14 protein-coding genes are annotated in these 17,499 nt (G+C 67.5%); 8 read left to right on the top strand and 6 right to left on the bottom strand.

Annotation, left to right across the window (positions count from 1 at the left end; all coding sequences use genetic code 11):
- Positions 1-179: 179 nt before the first annotated feature.
- The 5 genes from ACTOWJ_RS04060 to ACTOWJ_RS04040 form a co-directional block, all read right to left on the bottom strand.
- Entirely contained in the window at positions 180-914 is a 735-nt protein-coding gene (locus ACTOWJ_RS04060) for a c-type cytochrome (RefSeq protein WP_441333313.1), read from the bottom strand.
- A 19-nt stretch (positions 915-933) separates the two neighbouring features.
- Positions 934-1,974: a copper resistance protein B gene (locus ACTOWJ_RS04055; protein WP_441333312.1), complete on the bottom strand. Its 1,041-nt coding sequence runs from the start codon at positions 1,972-1,974 to the stop codon at positions 934-936.
- Positions 1,971-3,782 carry a copper resistance system multicopper oxidase gene (locus ACTOWJ_RS04050; RefSeq protein WP_441333311.1) on the bottom strand — a complete coding sequence of 604 codons (1,812 nt, stop codon included), beginning with the start codon at positions 3,780-3,782 and terminating at the stop codon, positions 1,971-1,973. The genes ACTOWJ_RS04055 and ACTOWJ_RS04050 overlap by 4 nt, the downstream gene beginning before the upstream one ends.
- A 166-nt stretch (positions 3,783-3,948) precedes the next feature.
- Positions 3,949-4,374 (bottom strand): CopL family metal-binding regulatory protein, encoded by a 426-nt coding sequence (locus tag ACTOWJ_RS04045; RefSeq protein WP_441333310.1) that lies wholly within the window; start codon positions 4,372-4,374, stop codon positions 3,949-3,951.
- A gap of 167 nt (positions 4,375-4,541) precedes the next feature.
- On the bottom strand, positions 4,542-6,062 hold the full coding sequence (locus ACTOWJ_RS04040; protein WP_441333309.1) for an MBL fold metallo-hydrolase: 1,521 nt from the start codon (positions 6,060-6,062) through the stop codon (positions 4,542-4,544).
- A gap of 293 nt (positions 6,063-6,355) precedes the next feature.
- Between ACTOWJ_RS04040 and ACTOWJ_RS04035 the strand changes: the two genes are divergently transcribed.
- From ACTOWJ_RS04035 to ACTOWJ_RS04005, 7 genes are all read left to right on the top strand, one after another.
- Positions 6,356-7,702 (top strand): glycoside hydrolase family 16 protein, encoded by a 1,347-nt coding sequence (locus ACTOWJ_RS04035; RefSeq protein ID WP_441333308.1) that lies wholly within the window; start codon positions 6,356-6,358, stop codon positions 7,700-7,702.
- A 401-nt stretch (positions 7,703-8,103) separates the two neighbouring features.
- On the top strand, positions 8,104-9,357 hold the full coding sequence (locus ACTOWJ_RS04030) for an isochorismate synthase (protein ID WP_441333307.1): 1,254 nt from the start codon (positions 8,104-8,106) through the stop codon (positions 9,355-9,357).
- The gene (locus ACTOWJ_RS04025; RefSeq protein WP_441333306.1) at positions 9,354-11,111 is read left to right on the top strand and encodes a (2,3-dihydroxybenzoyl)adenylate synthase; all 1,758 of its coding nucleotides are present in this window, start codon (positions 9,354-9,356) and stop codon (positions 11,109-11,111) included. The genes ACTOWJ_RS04030 and ACTOWJ_RS04025 overlap by 4 nt, the downstream gene beginning before the upstream one ends.
- Positions 11,108-11,986 carry an isochorismatase family protein gene (locus tag ACTOWJ_RS04020; RefSeq protein WP_441333305.1) on the top strand — a complete coding sequence of 293 codons (879 nt, stop codon included), beginning with the start codon at positions 11,108-11,110 and terminating at the stop codon, positions 11,984-11,986. The genes ACTOWJ_RS04025 and ACTOWJ_RS04020 overlap by 4 nt, the downstream gene beginning before the upstream one ends.
- The gene (locus ACTOWJ_RS04015; RefSeq protein ID WP_441333304.1) at positions 11,983-13,314 is read left to right on the top strand and encodes a condensation domain-containing protein; all 1,332 of its coding nucleotides are present in this window, start codon (positions 11,983-11,985) and stop codon (positions 13,312-13,314) included. Before ACTOWJ_RS04020 ends, ACTOWJ_RS04015 begins: the two co-directional genes overlap by 4 nt.
- Complete coding sequence (locus ACTOWJ_RS04010; RefSeq protein WP_441333303.1) at positions 13,311-14,138, top strand: siderophore-interacting protein; 828 nt, start codon at positions 13,311-13,313, stop codon at positions 14,136-14,138. Before ACTOWJ_RS04015 ends, ACTOWJ_RS04010 begins: the two co-directional genes overlap by 4 nt.
- Positions 14,135-14,932 carry a 2,3-dihydro-2,3-dihydroxybenzoate dehydrogenase gene (locus tag ACTOWJ_RS04005; protein ID WP_441333302.1) on the top strand — a complete coding sequence of 266 codons (798 nt, stop codon included), beginning with the start codon at positions 14,135-14,137 and terminating at the stop codon, positions 14,930-14,932. Before ACTOWJ_RS04010 ends, ACTOWJ_RS04005 begins: the two co-directional genes overlap by 4 nt.
- A 162-nt stretch (positions 14,933-15,094) precedes the next feature.
- Here the strand turns inward: ACTOWJ_RS04005 and ACTOWJ_RS04000 are convergent, their stop codons facing one another.
- Complete coding sequence (locus ACTOWJ_RS04000; RefSeq protein ID WP_441333301.1) at positions 15,095-15,436, bottom strand: hypothetical protein; 342 nt, start codon at positions 15,434-15,436, stop codon at positions 15,095-15,097.
- A 285-nt stretch (positions 15,437-15,721) separates the two neighbouring features.
- Between ACTOWJ_RS04000 and ACTOWJ_RS03995 the strand changes: the two genes are divergently transcribed.
- Positions 15,722-17,395, top strand: a complete 1,674-nt coding sequence (locus ACTOWJ_RS03995; protein ID WP_441333300.1) for an outer membrane protein assembly factor BamB family protein — start codon at positions 15,722-15,724, stop codon at positions 17,393-17,395.
- The last annotated feature ends 104 nt before the right edge of the window (positions 17,396-17,499 follow it).

The following is a 17,499-nucleotide window of genomic DNA, read 5'->3' as shown; positions in this document are numbered from 1 at the left end:
TCCTCGGCTGTGCCGGAACGTTTTCGGGGCCATCATAGCGTGTCGGCCGTTGCGGCCAAACCCACGCCGGCGTTCATGCCGGGGCGACCGAATCGCGCCTGGTGATCGGCCCGGTAATCGACCCCGAAATGAGGCCGGGTTCTCGGGCCGGGGCCGGGCCGCGCGGTCGTCTGGGCGGGTCAGTGGCGGTGCTCGTGCCCTGCGTGCTCGGCTTGCGGTGGTGGCGACGCGGCTTGGTCGTGAGCATGCGCATGCGGCGGCGATGCGGCGTGCGAGGGGTCGCCCTGAGCCGATGGCGGGCTGGGATGGGCGTCGGTCGCGGCCGGATCGGGTGCCGGGGCCGGCATCGGCGAATGATCCTCTTCGCCATCGCTATGGGTTTCGCCGCCGCCGTGCGAATGGCCGCCGCTGCGCGCGACCAGATCGCGGTATCGGGCCGCGTCCAGGCTCGGCAATTTGCCCACGAATGCGACCAGATCCCACAAATGCGCATCGCCCATGCTCGGCCCCCAGGCCGGCATGCCCGAGGCCTTGATCCCGTGCTTGATCGTCCAGAATGCCTGCGCCGCTTCGACCGTGTGCTTGGAAAGATCGGGCGGCGCGGGGTAGAGACCGCGCGACAGCTCGGTCTGCGTCATGCCGGGCGCGAGATGGCAGCCCGCGCACATGGCCTGGTAGTTGCCCGCGCCATTGCGGATGCGCCGTTCGTCCTCGAGTGCGGGCACCTCGATCGCGTCCGCGCGCACCGCGACCGAGCGCTCGCGCGCGAATTCGAGCAAGGCATACACCGGCCGGGTATGCGGTGCATCGGCGCCGACGTCGTACGCGCCCCACCACAGCGCGCCCGCGCCCAGGGCGAACGCCGCCAGCGTCGCGGCGGCGAGCCGCAACGTATTGCATTTCATGTTGTTCATGGCTACCTCTGAGGATCGATCAGAACCACACGCGTACACCGGCGACCCAGCGGGTATCGTCGATACCCTCGCCTTCGTCGCGGCGATAGTCCGCCGTGCCGCCGAACGCGCGCTCGCGGCTGATGCCGAGGTAGGGCGCGAACCGGCGGGTGATTTCGTAACGCAGGCGCAGGCCCGCCTCGAGCGTGCTCAGTCCCGAACCGACGCCGCGCCGCGGGTCCTGTTTGCCCGACACTTCGACTTCGATCAGCGGCTGCAGGATCAGGCGGTTGGTCAACAGCAGTTCGTACTCGGCTTCGAAGTTCAGCGCGCTGCGTCCGGACGGGCCGACATAGGCGGTCGCGGCGACTTCGAACTTGTACGGCGACATGCCCTGCACGCCGATCGCGGCCCAGGTTTGCGAACGCCGCGGGCGGAAATCGTGCTTGGCGCCGACCACCAGATCCCACCACGGCGAGATCGCGCGGCCGTACAAAGCCTCCAGATCGGCCGACTCGGTGCGTCCGCGTTCGCGTTCGCCTTCGCTGCGCAGCCACAGCCGGTCGGTGTCGTTGCCGATCCAGGCCTGGCCTTCCCAGGCCTGAGCGCCGCCGTGCTCGGCTTCGACCGCTTCCAGGCGATTGAACAAGACGTAGTGGTTGAGCTCGGACGCGTGCTGCATGTGGTGCGACAGCGGCGGAAACGCCGCGGCGCGATCGGCTTGGGTCGGCGCCGGGATCGGTTCGCGCGGCGCGGTCGGCGCCTGCGATTGCGCTTCCGGCGGGTGAACCATCTTCGAATGATCGACCGTCGCCGGCGGCGCCGAAGGGCCCATGTTCGAATGATCCATCTTCGAATGGTCCATGCCCGAGTGGTCCATGTTCGCATCGGCCTGCGTCGCCGGACCCGAATCGCTCATGTCCGAGTGATCCATTTTCGAATGATCGACGGCTGCCGCCGATTGCGAGGTTTGCGCCGCCGCCTCATGCGCGCGGTGATCGTGGCTCTGCGCCTGTGCGGCGCCGCTCAGCAACAGGCCCAACGCGAGCGTGGAGCGGGGGAGGTTGGACAGGGTCTTCATTCCTCCACCCTCACTTCGCGCATCATGCCGGCTTCCATGTGGTAGAGCAGATGGCAGTGATAGGCCCAGCGCCCCAGAGCGTCGGCGCGCACGCGATAGCTGCGTCGGGTTCCCGGCGGCATGTCGATGGTGTGCTTGCGCACCTGGAACTCGCCTTGTTCGTTCTCCAGATCGCTCCACAGGCCGTGCAGGTGGATGGGATGGGTCATCATCGTGTCGTTGACCAGCACGATGCGCAGGCGTTCGCCGTAGGTCAGCCGAATCGGCTCGGCGCCCATGAACTTCTGGCCGTCGAAGGACCAGGCGAATTTCTCCATGTGGCCGGTCAGGTGCAGTTCGATCTCGCGGCCGGGTTCGCGTCCGTCCGGATCGTCGAACAAGCTGCGCAGGTCGGCGTAGGTCAGCACCTTGCGGCCGTTGTCGCGCAGGCCGATGCCCGGGTCGTCGAGCCTGGCCGAGGTGGCCATCGCGCGCATGTCGATCAGGCGCGGATCGCCGGTCGCCGGTGTTTTCGCCAACGCCGAATGATCCATGCCGGCCATCGCGCCGGCCGGTGCCTGCGCGGAATGATCCATGCCGCCCATGTTCGCGCCGCAACCGCCTTCCATGCCCTTCATGCCTTGCATCTTCGACATGTCGTGACCGGCCTGGTCCATGCCGCCGTGGCCCATGTCGTCCATGGTCAGCAGCGGCCGCGGATCGTTGCGCGGCACCTCGGCCTGCAAGCCTTCGCGCACCGCCAGGGTGCCGCGCACATAACCGGTACGGGCGTTGTCCTGGGCGAAGACGGTGTAGGCGTCCTGGCCGGAGGGTTCGACCAGCACGTCGAAGGTTTCGGCCACCGCGATGCGGAACTCGTCGACGCTGACCGGATGGATGTACTGGCCGTCGGCGGCGACCACGGTCATCTTCAGACCAGGAATGCGCACATCGAAATACGTCATCGCCGAGCCGTTGATGAAACGCAGCAACACCTTTTCGCCCGGCCGGAACAGGCCGGTCCAGTTGGCCGCGGGCGTGGCGCCGTTGAGCAGATAGGTGTAGGTGTGCGCGTTGACGTCGGACAGATCGGTCGGGGTCATGCGCATCCGCCCCCATTCGCCGCGGTCGCGCAGGGCCCGCGCCAGGCCGTCTTCGCGCGCATCGCGCAGGAAATCGCCGACCGTGCGCTTGTAGTAGTTGTCGTAGCTCGACATCTTCTTGAGCCGGCGGAACAGCGCGGCCGGATCGACGTCGGTCCAGTCCGACAACAGCATCACGTGTTCGCGATCGTAGTGGAATGGCGCGGGCTCGCGCGGGTCGATCACGATCGCGCCGTACAGACCGGCCTGCTCCTGGAACAGCGAATGGCTGTGATACCAGTAGGTGCCCGACTGGCCCACGCGGAAGCGATAGAGGTAGCTCTCGCCCGGGCGGATGCCGTCGAAGCTCAGTCCGGGCACGCCGTCCATGTTGGCCGGCAGGATCAGCCCGTGCCAATGGATCGAGCTCATGCCCTCGCGCAGGCGATTGGCCACGCGCAGGGTCACCGTGTCGCCTTCGCGCCAACGCAGGACCGGCGCAGGCAGGCTGCCGTTGACCGTGATCGAGGGCCGCACGCGGCCGGTGAAGTTGGCCAGGGTCTGCCCGATCGACAGGTCGAACTCGGTGCCGCTGAGAACTTGCGGGGCTTGGGCCATGGCCGGCGCGGCGTGCGCGCCGCGCCACAGACCGCTGCCGGCGATGGCGCCGCCGGCGGCGAGGCCGGCGACGAAACGGCGACGGCCGGCATCGGCCGGCGCGCCGTCGTTGGAAACATATCGGTTCATCAGAATCTTCCAGTGGGAAGAGTCGCGATCAATCTCGCGATGCGCGCAAGCCAGGAGTGAGCCACGAAAAAAGTCTGCGCTTGCGCGTACGAACGGTGGATCGGCACGAGGCATCGACGATGCGCGCGCGAACGACCGCATGCCGGGGACGGCCCGGCGGCGAGAATCAGGCGATCGGAGGCCTTAACGGCAGACTCGACACGCCCTTGGGCGCATCGGCCTGGCGCGGCGATGCCAGCGCGGCGTGGTGCAGCGGCGGCGGCATCGGCAGATCGATACGCACGATCGCCATCGCCTGCAGACAATCGCATTGGCAACGGAACTTGCCGCAGCAGTCTTCGTCGTGCCCGGCCGGAGCGGGCTGAGGCGCAGGATCGGCCGCGGCGGGGTGGGCCATAGCCATGTCGACGCCGTCGTGACAATCCGATTCCATCGCCATGTCCGATGGTCCGGCCTGCGGCGCCACCACGGCGGCAGCCTTGGCCATGAACATCGCGTGCCCGCCGCCAACCGACATCGCCGCCGACGCGTAGCCGTTCAGGCTCAGCGCGACGATCAGCAGCAAGCGCAGCAGTAGCGAGGAATAGGTCATGGGGCGCCGGTTCGGATACGGCAAGAATGGTGTACGGACGCGACAGTTTCAAGCATTCGCGCGCGCCCAAGGTTAAGCATGCGTGAGTCGCGAACGCGGACACGGACACGGTGGGAAGGTTGCCGGCTATGGCGCATCGCTGCGGCCTGCTTCTACTCGACCTGCTTCTATTCGGCAAGATCGCCGTATTCGGTGTAGATCACCCGTTGCACCTGCAGGTCGCCGACGCGATCGCCGACACGCAGCGCGCCGCCGGGCGAAGCCGTCGGCGTTTCGATCGACAGCGGCTGGTTCTCCGGCGCAGGCGGCGATCCGGCCGCAGGCGAGACTTGAACGAGCTGATCCATATCCGGCGGCCCTTCGATCCGATGCGCGAGGAAGCGTTCGCTGGCGCGACCGAAACCGATCCACTGCGCCGGTTGCGCCGCGCGGCCGGGTTCGAAGCGGCGGAAATGAACGAGCCGGCGCACGCCGACTTCGAAGTCCTTGGCGATCAGCACCCCGCCGCGTTCGAAGTGGCCGCGATACAGGTCGGCCTTGAAACGGCCGTCGGGTCGGATCGTCTCCGCCAGCACCCATTGCCCGGTAGGCGCCAGGGTGTAGTACTCGCGCGGATGTTCGGCGGCGTCGGCGCGATAGCTGCGCAACACCTCGTCGGGCAGTTGCGCTTCGAAGATCAGCTGATAGTTGTGCGGACGATGCAACATAGGCAGGTGCGACAAGTACACCGCATCGAGTCCGGCCACCAGCATGCCGTGGGTATTGGGCTTGTCGGCGAACTCCTCGGGCGCGGCGATGCGGGCGAAGGCGAAATCCTCGCCGGCCTGCTCGTGCACGAAATCGCCGAGATTCTCGGCCGCGCTGGTCCACTGCGCCAACTGTTTCGCGCTCAACGCAAGGCCATGTTCTTCGGGCTGGAAAGCGCTGCCGAGCGAATACAACCGACCCGGCGTGGCGCTCATCTCGATATGCGCTCCGAGCACGTTGTCGATCCGCTGCGTTCCTGCGAACTTGGCCAGGCGCCGCGCACTGGCGCGGTAGGCGCGCCAATCGCGCACGGTGAGCAGCCCCGGATAGAGGCTGTCGCCGCTGAGCAGGGTCGCGGTGTCCGCGTCGTAGATCGCGATATGCGCGGTTTCGTGCCCGGGCAGCGGCAACACGGTCAGCGGCCGATGGCCGAGGTCGAACCGTGCCTGGCCCTCGGGCCAGCGATCCAGGCCGAAAAACGCGGCGACTTCGGGCGCTTGCGCGCCGACGATGCGGGTGTCGGCGCGATCGCGGAACTGCGCGTCGCCGTGGACGTGGTCGCGATGTCCATGGCTGTGCGCGACCACCAGCGGCAGCGCAGCCAGTCCGCGCTCGCTTTGCCATTGCGCGAGCAGGCGATCGACCGTCGCCCGCAGCGGCAGTTCGACGCCGTTCGCCGGCTCGGCGCCGGTATCGAGCAACAAGGCGCGCTCGTCGCCGGCCAACAGATAGATGAACGGCGCTTCGAAATTGCTCGCCTTGGACTGGCGCAGCACCCAAAAGCCCGGCGCGGCTTGTTGCACCTGCAAAGGCGGTTCGCCGCCGGCGCCGTGGATCCAGCGCTGCGGCAGATCCAACCTCGACGCAGGCGCGTCCGCGCAAAGCAGCGCCATGATCGGGAGCAGAAGACGCGGCAGCCAACGGTCGAAACGCAGATTCATGTAAGGGCAGGGCGGACGGCGGAGGCGCGATTATCCGTCACCGACGCGGTTTGCGCGCCGGTTGCGGCTGTTCGAAAGCCTTGCTGTCGTGCAACACGGCCACGGCCCAGGTGTGCGCGTACTACCAACCCGCCCACAACCCGAATGTGAAATCGGCCCGGTAAAAGGAAAACCAGGAAAAACAGCCGTTGACAGCGCTGTCATACGAACCCAGTTTCGGCCGCGAATCTGCGGCGCGGCGACAGTGCGGCCGCGACGGGCAGGTTCGTCCCTATCCAGCCGGAGCCGTTCCCATGAACTTCCAGCACGTCTTCGCTGCCGCGCTGCTCGCGGCCGGCGGCCTGTTCGTCCCGCACGATGCCAGCGCCCAGACCCTGGTCTGGGAAGACAACTTCAACGGCCCGTCGATCGACGGCGAGAAATGGATCTACGACGTCGGCGACGGCTGCCAGATCGGCATCTGCGGCTGGGGCAACAGCGAGCTGCAGTACTACACCAGCCGCCCGGAGAACGCGCGGATCGAGAACGGCCGCCTGGTCATCGAAGCGCGGCGCGAGAACTTCGGCAGCCGCGCCTTCACCTCGGCGCGCCTGAAGACCGAAGGCCGGATGCACTTCAAGTACGGCACGCTGGAAGCGCGGATCAAGGTTTCGGACCTGCGCAACGGCCTGTGGCCGGCGTATTGGATGCTGGGCACGATGGGCAACTGGCCGGCGCGCGGCGAGATCGATCTGATGGAGATGGGCTCGGCCGCGGCGATCGCCGCCGGCGCGACCAATCGCCGCGCGGGCGCGGCGGTACACTGGGACTACAACGGTTCGCAGGCCGATTACGGTCTCGACCACAACAGCCCGTTCGATCTCAACAACGATTTCCACACCTACCGCATGACCTGGGACCCGCAGTTCATCCGCGTGTCGATCGACGGCCAGCAATTCTTCGAGTTCGCCATCTCCAACATCGAAGGCGCCTCCCTGCACGAGTTCCACCACCAGTACTACTTGCTGCTCAATCTCGCCGTCGGCGGCAGTTACACCGGCGTGATGTCGAACGAGGCGATCAGCGCGCCGCTGCCGGGACGGATGGAGATCGACTACATCCGCCTGTACCAGAATCCGGGCAGCGAGCTGTACACCGGCGCCAATCCGCCCACCGGCAAGTTCGGCGTCTTCACCGAACGCAGCGACATGAACGCTCGGCTGAACTACAACGGCGACGCCAACCTGTGGCTGTGGAACAACCTCACCGCGATCTCGGCGCCGGCTTACGAAGGCAGCCAGTCGATGGCCTATCGCGCCAACGCCGGCGCCTGGTACGGCCTGGGCGTGGCGCTGAACGCGCACAAGAACATGAGCCGCTTCGGCAACGGCCGACTCAAGTTCCATATGCGCACCACCACTCCGTCGACCTTCAAGATCGGCATCAGCACCTCTTTCGGCGACAGTTGGATCGATTTCGTCAACGGCGGCCAGCAATACGGGCTGGTGCGCGATGGGCAGTGGCGCGAGGTCAGCATTCCGTTCAGCGCCTTCCACGATCTGGATCTGCACGCGGTGAAGCAGATGTTCATGGTGGTGTCCGATCCGCCGGCATCGAATGTCGATGTGTTGATCGACAACGTGTACTACCAGGATTTTTGATCCGACAGTACGGCACCGATGCCGTGATGCGCGTCTCAGCCGCTCGTGCCGTGGCTGTGACGCGCATCGCGATGAAGCGCTTGATTACCGCGCGCGGGTTGGGCTAATCGCGAGCGCGCCATCACATTCGAACGGCGTGCTGCGCCGCAACACCTTGCCGATATCGCAGGCTTGGCGTAATTTAGATGGCCACGGACGCCGCGATTACGCCACGTCCGTTCGGCCAGCCGGCGTTCGCGCCCGCAAGCTCCATCATTCATAAGAGCTTGCAGGTGACCCTTGAACGCATTCCCACGCGCGGCTTGCGCGCAGCTTCGTGCCCGATCGTTCGCCGTCGCGCGGCTCGATCGCGCAGCTTCGTCCGTTGTCCTCGCCGCGCCTGCGCTTGTGGGAGCGCAGCGATGATCGGCGAAGCGCAAGCGGCGTACGCATCGGTCGACACTGCGCCTGCTTTGCAGTCGCTGCCGGGAATGTCGACGACTTCGTTGCTGTCGGGTTATCACCCGCGCGACTCGCTGTTCTCTTCGGCCAACCATCAACTGCATACGCGCGGCGTGCTGCACTGGCTCGCCGATCCGATCCAGGCCGATCTGGCCGGCGCGGCCGAACGCATGCTTACGCAGAACGCCCTGGAAATCGGCCGTTTGCCGCTGTTGGGCGCGGTCCCGTTCGAGCCAGACCAGCCTTCGCGCTTGTGGATGCCCGCGCAGGCGGCGTTCGCGGCCGGGCGCGCGCGCCACCGCGGCGCGATGCTCAGCGGCCTGAGCCATGAGCCGCGCGCCTTGCCGCAGATCGAGCCGGTGCCGGCGGCGGCGCAGTTCAAGCGCAACGTCGAGAGATCGCTGGATCGCATACACGACGGCGATCTGAGCAAGGTGGTGATGTCGCGCAGTCTGCGCATCGCCACGCGGGTGGATGTGACCCAACTGCTGGGGCAATTGCTCGCACGCGCGCCGGCGGCCTACACCTTCGCGATGGATCTGGCCGGCGCCGGCGGTCCGCCGGCCTGCCTGATCGGTTCCAGCCCGGAGCTGCTGCTTTCCAAGCGCGGCGCGCGCATCGTCTCCAATCCCCTGGCCGGTTCGATCCCGCGTTCGCCCGATCCGGAAGAAGATCAGCGGCGCGCGCGCGACTTGCTCGAATCGGCCAAGGATCTGCACGAACACGCCCTGGTGATCGACGCCGTCGCCGCGGCCTTGCGTCCGTATTGCAAGCAGCTGCACGTGCCCGCGTCGCCGTCGCTGGTGGTCACCCCGACCATGTGGCACCTGTCGACGCGGGTGGACGGGGTATTGCACGATCCGGCCACCAGCTCGCTGCGACTGGCGCTGGCCCTGCATCCCACTCCCGCGGTTTGCGGCTATCCGACCGAACCGGCGCGGCGGGCGATCCGCGAACTGGAAGGCTACGATCGCGGCCTGTTCACCGGATTGGTCGGCTGGTGCGACGGCGAAGGCGACGGCGAATGGGCGGTGACCATCCGCTGCGCGCTGATCGAGGAAGACAGCGCGACCGTGTTCGCCGGCGCGGGCATCGTCGCGGGCTCGCAACCGGACGCCGAACTGGCCGAAACCAGCGCCAAGCTTGGGACCATGCTCGGCGCGATGGGGCTGGCGCATGCGCTCGACGCCGGCGCGGCGGAGGGCAGGGCATGAACGCCGCGCTGTCGATTGCGCAGTCGTCGGACTTCACCGCCTGGCCCGACGCGCTGGCCACGCATTACCGCGAGCGCGGTTATTGGGCCGGTATCGGCCTGTACGCCGATCTGGCGCGCAGCGCGGCCGAGCATGCCGATCGAATCGCCATCGTCTGCGGCGAACGCCGCTGGAGTTACGCCCATTTCGACGAGCGGGTGCGGCGGTTCGCCTCGGGACTGATCCGGCTCGGCATCGGCCCGCGCGATACGGTGCTGCTGCAATTGCCCAACATCGGCGAGTTCTATGTCGCCTGTCAGGCCCTGTTCCGGATCGGCGCTCTGCCGGTGTTCGCCTTGCCGGCGCATCGCCGCGCCGAGATCGGCTATTTCGTCGAGCATGCGCAGATCCGCGCCTGCGTGATCGCCGACCGCGAGGCCGGCTTCGACTATCGCGAGCTGATCCGCGAGATCCGCGGCGCGCATGCCTGCCTGCGCGAGGTGATCGTGGTCGGCGAGGCGCAGGAGTTCGTCGGCTTCGACAGCTTGCTCAACGACAGCTTGCTCGACGAGCCGTGCCAGTCGCCCGCACCCGACGCCGGCGACGTCGCGTTCCTGCAGCTGTCCGGTGGCAGCACCGGCGTGCCCAAGCTGATTCCGCGCACCCACGACGATTATCTGTACAGCGTTCGCGCCAGCGCCCGAATCTGCGGGCTCAGCGAGCGCACCGTGTACCTGTGCGCCTTGCCGGCCGCGCACAATTTTCCGATGAGCTCGCCCGGCGCGCTGGGCGTGTTCCATGCCGGCGGCTGCGTGGTGCTGGCGCGTCAGGCCGATCCGGAATCGTGCTTTGCGCTGATCCAGCGCGAGCGGGTCACCCTGACCGCGCTGGTGCCGTCGCTGGCGCTGGCTTGGTTGGAATCGCGCGTGCGCGGCCGCTACGACCTGAGCAGTCTGGACTGCGTGCAGATCGGCGGCGCGCATCTGGCCGGCGATGTCGCGCGGCGGGTGCCGGATGCGTTCGGTTGCCGTCTGCAGCAGGTGTTCGGCATGGCCGAAGGCCTGGTCAACTACACCCGCGAGGACGATCCGCCCGAACTCGCGCTCGCCACCCAGGGCCGGCCGATCAGCGAAGACGACGAGATCCGCATCGTCGACGACGAGGATCGCGAGGTCGCCGAGGGCGAGGTCGGCCATCTGCTGACGCGCGGTCCGTACACCATCCGCGGTTACTTCCGCGCCGATGCGCACAATGCCCGCGCGTTCACCCGCGACGGCTTCTATCGCACCGGCGACCGCGTGCGCCGTTTGCCCAGCGGGCATCTGATCGTCGAAGGCCGGGCCAAGGATCAGATCAACCGCGGCGGCGAGAAAATCGCCGCCGAAGAGATCGAGGGCTATCTACTGGCCCATCCGGCGGTGTTCGACGCCGCGCTGGTGGCGATGCCGGACCGTTGGCTGGGCGAGAAGTCCTGCGCGTTCGTGGTACCGCGCAACGACACCCACGGCGTGCCGGTGGTGACGGTGCGCGAACTGGCGGCGTTCCTGCGCGAACGCGGCATCGCCGCCTACAAGATTCCCGACCGGATCGAGTTTCTCAACGCCTTGCCGCGCACCGCGGTCGACAAGATCGACAAGAAGGCCTTGCGCGCGCGTTTCGCCGCGCCCGCCGCCTCGGTTCAGAACGTCTCGGCTCAGAGCGTGTCCTCCCAAAACGTCCCGCCCCAGATCGCGCCGTCCGGCGCTCCGGCCCCCTTCGCAGAAGCAACGTCATGACCATTCCCACCATCGCCTCTTATTCCATGCCCGATGCGGCGCAACTGCCGGCCAACCGGGTCGACTGGCGTCCGGATCCGGCCCGCGCGGTACTGCTGATCCACGACATGCAGGATTACTTCCTCGCGTTCTACGACCGCGAGCAGGCGCCGGTGCCGCAACTGTTGGCAAACATCAGCGCCTTGCGCGAGGCCTGCGACGACGCCGGCGTGCCGGTGGTCTACACCGCCCAGCCGACCGAGCAGAGTCCGCTGCAGCGCGGCCTGTTGCAGCCCTGGTGGGGGGCCGGCATCACCGCCAAGCCCGAGTTGGCGCCGGTGGCCGCAGAGATCGCGCCGCGGCCGCAGGACACGGTGCTGACCAAGTGGCGCTACAGCGCCTTCGTCTCCAGCAATCTGCGCGAACGCATGCGCGCGCAGGGCCGCGACCAACTGATCGTCTGCGGCATCTACGCCCACATCGGCTGCATGATGACCGTCGCCGATGCGTTCATGCACGACATCCAGCCGTTCCTGATCGCCGATGCGGTCGCCGACTTCTCGGCCGATGAACACGCGATGGCGCTGCACTATGTCTCGCGCCGTTGCGGCGTGGTGATCGATCGTGCCGCCTGCATCCAGGCGCTGAGCGAAGGCCTGGGCCTGCCGGCGAGCCTGATCGCCTTGCGCACCGAGCTGGCGTTGATCACAGAGCGGCCGCTGGACGAGATCGCGGCCGAGGACAATCCGTTCGAGGCCGGGCTGGATTCGATCCGGCTGATGACCTTGCTGGAACGCTGGTCCGGCCGCGGCGAGCGCATCGGTCTGGTCGAACTGGCCGAGCGCGGCAGCGTGGCGCAATGGTGGGAACTGATTCAATCGCGGCGGGCCGCATGATGCGCGAGGAGCATCCGGCGCTGCCGTTGACCGGCCCGCAATTGGGCATGTGGGCCGGGCAGCAACTCGATCCGCACAGCCCTTCGTTCTGGACCGGCGAGGCGATCGAACTCGATGGGCCGCTCGACGCGGCGGCGCTCGAAGCCTCGATCCGCGAGGCGCTGGGCGCCTGCGACGCGCTGCACATGCGTTATGCCGATCAAGGCGAGGGCGTCCGGCAACGGCTGCGGGAACGGCGCAACGTGCTGATCTCGCGCGAAGACTACGCCGACTGTTCCGATCCCTGGGCCAGCGCTTGGCAATGGATGCGCGAGGATCTGCTGCGCAACGCCGATCTGGGGCAACGGCCGTTGTTCGCCACCGCGTTGATCCGGATCGCCGAGCAGCGCCACCTGTGGTATCTGCGCGCGCACCATATCGCCCTGGACGGCTTCGGTTATCTGTTGTTGATCCATCGCGTCGCCGAACTGTACTCGGCGCGGATCGCCGGCCGCGAGCCGCCGCCGGCGCGCGACTGGTCGCTGGCGCCGGTGATCGCCGAGGAAACGGTCTATCGCCAGTCGCCCGCATGTCTGGACAGCCGTCGGTTCTGGACGCAGCATCTCGCCGGCGCGGGCGAACCGGTCACTTTAGGGCCCAAATGCGCCCCGGCCGACAGCTCGCACTCGCAGCGCAGCCTGTTGCCGCCGGCGGACTACGCGCAATGGCAGGGTGCGGCGCGGCGGGTCGGCGTGGATTGGTCGGCATGGCTGATCGCGGCGATCTTCGCCTGGATGCGCGTGCGCAGCGGCGAGTTCGAACTCAGTATCGGCCTGCTGGTGATGAACCGGCTCGGCTCGGTCGCGCTCGGCGTGCCGTGCATGGCGATGAACGTGGTGCCGCTGCGTCTGCGCGTACCGCCCGAGCAGAGCTTCGACGCGCTGGCCCGCGCGGTCGCCGCGCAACTGCGCGAGTTGCGCCCGCATCAGCGCTACAACTACGAGTGGCTGCGCAACGATCTCGGCCTGGGCGACAGCCACGCGCAGTTGTACGGGCCGGTGGTCAACATCATGCCGTTCGATCGCGGTTTCGTGTTCGAAGGGCTGCGCAGCCGCGCGCATCCGGTCTCGGTGGGTTCGGTCGAGGATCTGGACATCACCGTGTCGCCGTTGGCCGAAGGCCTGCGTTTCGATATCGAAGCCAACCCCGACGCATACCCCGCGCCGGTATTGGCCGCGCATCAGGCGGCCTTGCTGCGGCTGATCGCCACGGTCGCCGCCGAGCCTTCGATCGCGCTGCATGAACTGGCCCGCCGCGACGCGGCCGGACACGAGCGCGCGGCGGCATGAGCGCACGGCCGCGGGCGCGTCTGCTGCGGGTGCTGCGCATCGCCGAGCGCACGCCGCGGATGCGCCGGATCACTTTGGGCGGCGCCGACCTGGCCGGTTTTCCGGCCGGCAGCGAAGGCGCGCACATCAAGCTGCTGTTTCCATCGCTCGCCGGCGAAGCGCCGGTGTTACCGGTGCTCGGCGAACACGGCCCGATCTGGCCCGAGGGCGCGGTGCGGCCGGTGGTGCGCACCTACAGTGTCGCGCGCATCGATACGCGAGCCAACGAACTCGACGTCGACATCGTCCTGCACGGCGACGACGGTCCGGCCTCGCGCTGGGCCGCGACCGCGCGCAACGGCGATCCCTTGGGCGTGGCCGGACCGGGCGGTCCGGAACTGTCGCGCGCCGACGCCGATCGTCATGTATTGATCGGCGATCCCAGCAGCTACGCGCTGTTGTGCGCGGTGATCGCGCGGGCGCCGCACCACGCCCGCATCGACGCGCTGCTGGAAGTGCCCGATGCCGATGAGATCCAACCGTTGCCGCCGCATCCGCGGCTGACGATCCGCTGGGTGTCGCGCGACGGCGCGCCGGCCGGTCCGAGCCTGCGCCTGCTCGAGGCGGTGCGCGCCTTGGCGTGGCCGCCGGGCGATCGGGTATCGGTGACCTTGGCCGGCGAAAGCGCCCAGGTCGTGGCGATCCGCGACTTCCTCAGCCGCGAACGCGGCGTGTCCAAGCCGATGATGTACGCGGTGCCGTACTGGAAGGATCGCTGGGACGAGGAGCGCTATCACGAGGAACGCCACCGGATCATGGACGAGTTCAACGAGGCGCAGGCGTGAGCGCGGCGATCGGGGCAGGGGAGTTCGGGGAACGGATCGCGCTGGTGACCGGCGCGGCGCAGGGGATCGGCGCGGCGGTCGCGATGCAGTTGGCGCGGGCGGGGGCCGCGCTGGCGTTGATCGATCGCGACGCCGACGGGCTGGCGGCGGTCGCCGAGGCGTTGCGCGCGAAGGGGACTCGCGTGCTGACGACGGCGGTGGACCTGGCCGATGCCGCCGCGGTCGAAGCCGCCGTCGGCGGGATCGAGGACCGGTTCGGGCCGATCGATCATCTGGCCCATGTCGCCGGCATCCTGCGCGTGGGCGAGGCGATCGATCTGGATCTGGAGGACTGGGACGCCTGCATGGCGGTCAATGCGCGCGGCGCGTTCGCGGTCACCCGGGCGGTGGCGCGGAGGATGAAGCCGCGCGGCCGCGGCAGCATCGTCGCGGTCGGGTCCAACGCGGCCGCCGCGCCGCGGATCGGCATGTCGGCCTATGCCGCGTCCAAGGCCGCGCTCACCCAGTACCTGCGCTGCCTGGCGCTGGAACTGGCGCCGCACGGCATCCGTTGCAACATCGTCTCGCCCGGTTCCACCGACACCGCGATGCAACGTGCCTTCGCCGCCGACGAAACCGCCCGCGAGCAGATCCTGCGCGGCTCCCGCGAACGCTTCCGGCTGGGCGTGCCGCTGGGCCGGATCGCCGATCCGGACGATATCGCCGAGGCGATCTGCTTCCTGTTGTCCGATCGCGCGCGTCATATCACCTTGCACGATCTGCGCGTGGACGGCGGGGCGACCCTGGACGCCTGACGGCCCGATGAGCGCGAGCATCGCGGCCAAGCCGATGCGGCCCCGGCGCAGCGCCGCAGCCCACGGACAAAAACGCGCCGGCCGGAATCCGGCCAGCGCGAAGGAAGAAACCAGATCGGTGCAAACCCGGGCGCAAGGATCGGCCCCGGGCAAAAAAAGGACTTACGGCAGAATGATGCCGCGATCGTCGTTCTCGCCGACCACGCCGCTGCTTTCGCCGTTGTTGCTCCATACGATGTACAGGTACTTGCGCTCGCCCGGCGCCGGGTCGCCGTAGTCGCCGTTGTTGGCCAAGAACTCGCGCTGCTTGTTGGCGTACTGCTGGCTGACCTTGCTGGTGACGTCGTTGGTCGAGTTCCAGACGCCGTAGCCGGCATAAGTGATGGTCGTCATGTCGAAATCCTCGCGATGGGTGAGACGACGGTCGCTCGCGCGTCCTTGCATTCGGCAACGGCTGGCGAGCCACGCGCCGGTGTCGTCCTGACCGGCGGCTGCGGACAGCATCCACAGCTCCGGCTGCTTCAACCTTCCGGAAACCTTACGGTCGCCGTGGCGAGCGCCAGAACAGGGGATGCTCACGCAACTTCACCGGGCGCGGCCGTATTTGCCATCCGAATCTGGCGATGCGCCGCTGCGAAGAGTCGCAAACTGACGGACGCGATACGGCTAAGATGCCACGCCCCTGCCCTGAATCGGCCCCGCTACCGCGACACGATGTCGTCGGCCGCTCGGCGCGTGTACAGGGGTTAACGCTCCAACTCATCCACGACCCATCATGGAGGTGGTCGAATGAAGTCATTGCATCTGGCAACGCTGGTCGCAGCGTTGGGCCTATCCGGTTTCGCCGCGGCATATTTCGTCGGCGACGGCACCCCGGCCCCACAGGGCTCCCCCGAAAGCGCCGGTAAAGTCGCCTTGGCCAAGCCTGCCGCCACGGCGAGCGACAGCTCGACCGCCCGGCAGATTCTGTTCGTCGAACCGGGCAGCTTTTCGCTGACGTCCGAGCAAGGCGAGCAGGTCGACAAGAGTCTCAAGGCGAGCTACCTGGGCCGCGGCGGTTTCATTTTCGCCGAGCCCGACAACGCGACCTTCGTGGCGCATCCGAGCATCACCTGGCTCGGTCGCACCGGTTATCGGATCGACCTGCGCACCTCGCCAGGCCTGGCCGCAGGCACCTATAGCGGCTTCATCGACGTGCGAGTCTGCCGCGAGTCGCCCTGCGTCAACATCATCCCCGGCGCGCAGGCGTTGGTGGCCTATGAGGTGATCGTCAAGTCCGACGGCAGCGAATGGGTCAATACCGGCGAATGGCGCACCTTCCAGCGCAACGCCGCCCACGACGGCTACATCCCGGTCAAGCTCAAGCCCGAGCGCTTCGCCTACAAGTGGGAATGGAAGCGCACCACCGGCACCAGCGCCGATCGCAACTTCATCAACTCGGTGGCGACCGAAGACGGTCAGGTGTTCGTGTCCGAGGACATCTCCGCCACGCCCTGGCTGTATGCGCTCAACGAGGCCGACGGCAGCGAGCGATGGAAGCAGCAGTTCAGCCTGGAGAAGCGGCCGGCGCTCAATCCGCCCGCGACCGCCGGCGGCAAAGTGTTCTTGACCACCACGGGATCAACCAGCACCTATCTGTGGGGCTTCAAGGCCACCGACGGCGCACCGCTGATGCAAAGCGCTTTCTCCGTGCAATGGGACAATCAGTTGGCGCCGACCGTGCATAAGGATCTGGTCTACATCAACGGCGGTTATTACGGCGGCACGGTGCTGGCCTACGACATCAACGACGGCATCCTCAAGTGGTCGCAGAACAGCGGCGGCGACGACGACATGGCCACCCCGGCGGTCGACGACAACAACGTCTACCACTACGACGGCATCGGCCTGAAGGTCTACAACGCCGCCACCGGCGCCAACGTGGCCAACATCAACGATCCGTACACACCGGAGCAGGGCTACTCGTACCATTCCTCGCCGATGCTCGGCTCGGCCGACAACGTGATCGCTTTCAGCGGCGGCTCGTTCAGCGGTCTGGGCGCATCCAGCGCGGAGCAGTACGGCAGCCGTCCGTTGGTCAACTATTCGGTGACCGGTTACAACACCCGTTGGCGCAGCGCGAAGAAATACCTGACCCAGCCGGCGACGGCGGGTGGGGTGATCTACGCCGGCTCCAACAATCCCAAGTCGTTCGACGCGATCGACGAAGCCACGGGGCAGGTGTTGTGGTCGTGGGTGCCGGGCCCTGAGGACATCGAGTTCCACCGCAATGTCGTGGTGACCAAGAACCTGGCGTTCGTCAGCACCAACCGCGCCGTCTACGCGATCGATCTGGCGACCCACCAGCCGGTGTGGTCGTATCCGGCGCCGGGCATGCTGGCGGTCTCCGGCAACGGCATGCTGTACATCGTCGAAGGCGCGCGCACCACCACCGGGCGCTTGATCGCGATCACCCTGAAGTAAACCGATAGTCCCCAACGCGCCGGAGCATCGGTGCGTTGGGGCGATGCACGAACCGCGGCTGCTTCGGCAGTCGCGGTTTTTTTATGAACGCAATCGGTCGGCAC

This window comes from Lysobacter sp. CA199, assembly GCF_052078715.1.
GTDB lineage: Bacteria > Pseudomonadota > Gammaproteobacteria > Xanthomonadales > Xanthomonadaceae > Lysobacter.
Note: the sequence above shows the minus strand (reverse complement) of the source record. Positions and strands in the feature narration are given on the sequence as shown.

Excerpts from the sequence above, each read along its gene's own strand:
- ACTOWJ_RS04015 (WP_441333304.1), top strand. The coding sequence starts at position 11,983 with ATGATGCGCGAGGAGCATCCGGCGCTGCCGTTGACCGGCCCGCAATTG.
- ACTOWJ_RS04055 (WP_441333312.1), bottom strand. The coding sequence starts at position 1,974 with ATGAAGACCCTGTCCAACCTCCCCCGCTCCACGCTCGCGTTGGGCCTG.
- ACTOWJ_RS04050 (WP_441333311.1), bottom strand. The coding sequence starts at position 3,782 with ATGAACCGATATGTTTCCAACGACGGCGCGCCGGCCGATGCCGGCCGT.
- ACTOWJ_RS04035 (WP_441333308.1), top strand. The coding sequence starts at position 6,356 with ATGAACTTCCAGCACGTCTTCGCTGCCGCGCTGCTCGCGGCCGGCGGC.
- ACTOWJ_RS04010 (WP_441333303.1), top strand. The coding sequence starts at position 13,311 with ATGAGCGCACGGCCGCGGGCGCGTCTGCTGCGGGTGCTGCGCATCGCC.
- ACTOWJ_RS03995 (WP_441333300.1), top strand. The coding sequence starts at position 15,722 with ATGAAGTCATTGCATCTGGCAACGCTGGTCGCAGCGTTGGGCCTATCC.
- ACTOWJ_RS04030 (WP_441333307.1), top strand. The coding sequence starts at position 8,104 with ATGATCGGCGAAGCGCAAGCGGCGTACGCATCGGTCGACACTGCGCCT.
- ACTOWJ_RS04000 (WP_441333301.1), bottom strand. The coding sequence starts at position 15,436 with ATGCTGTCCGCAGCCGCCGGTCAGGACGACACCGGCGCGTGGCTCGCC.
- ACTOWJ_RS04025 (WP_441333306.1), top strand. The coding sequence starts at position 9,354 with ATGAACGCCGCGCTGTCGATTGCGCAGTCGTCGGACTTCACCGCCTGG.
- ACTOWJ_RS04045 (WP_441333310.1), bottom strand. The coding sequence starts at position 4,374 with ATGACCTATTCCTCGCTACTGCTGCGCTTGCTGCTGATCGTCGCGCTG.
- ACTOWJ_RS04060 (WP_441333313.1), bottom strand. The coding sequence starts at position 914 with ATGAACAACATGAAATGCAATACGTTGCGGCTCGCCGCCGCGACGCTG.
- ACTOWJ_RS04020 (WP_441333305.1), top strand. The coding sequence starts at position 11,108 with ATGACCATTCCCACCATCGCCTCTTATTCCATGCCCGATGCGGCGCAA.
- ACTOWJ_RS04040 (WP_441333309.1), bottom strand. The coding sequence starts at position 6,062 with ATGAATCTGCGTTTCGACCGTTGGCTGCCGCGTCTTCTGCTCCCGATC.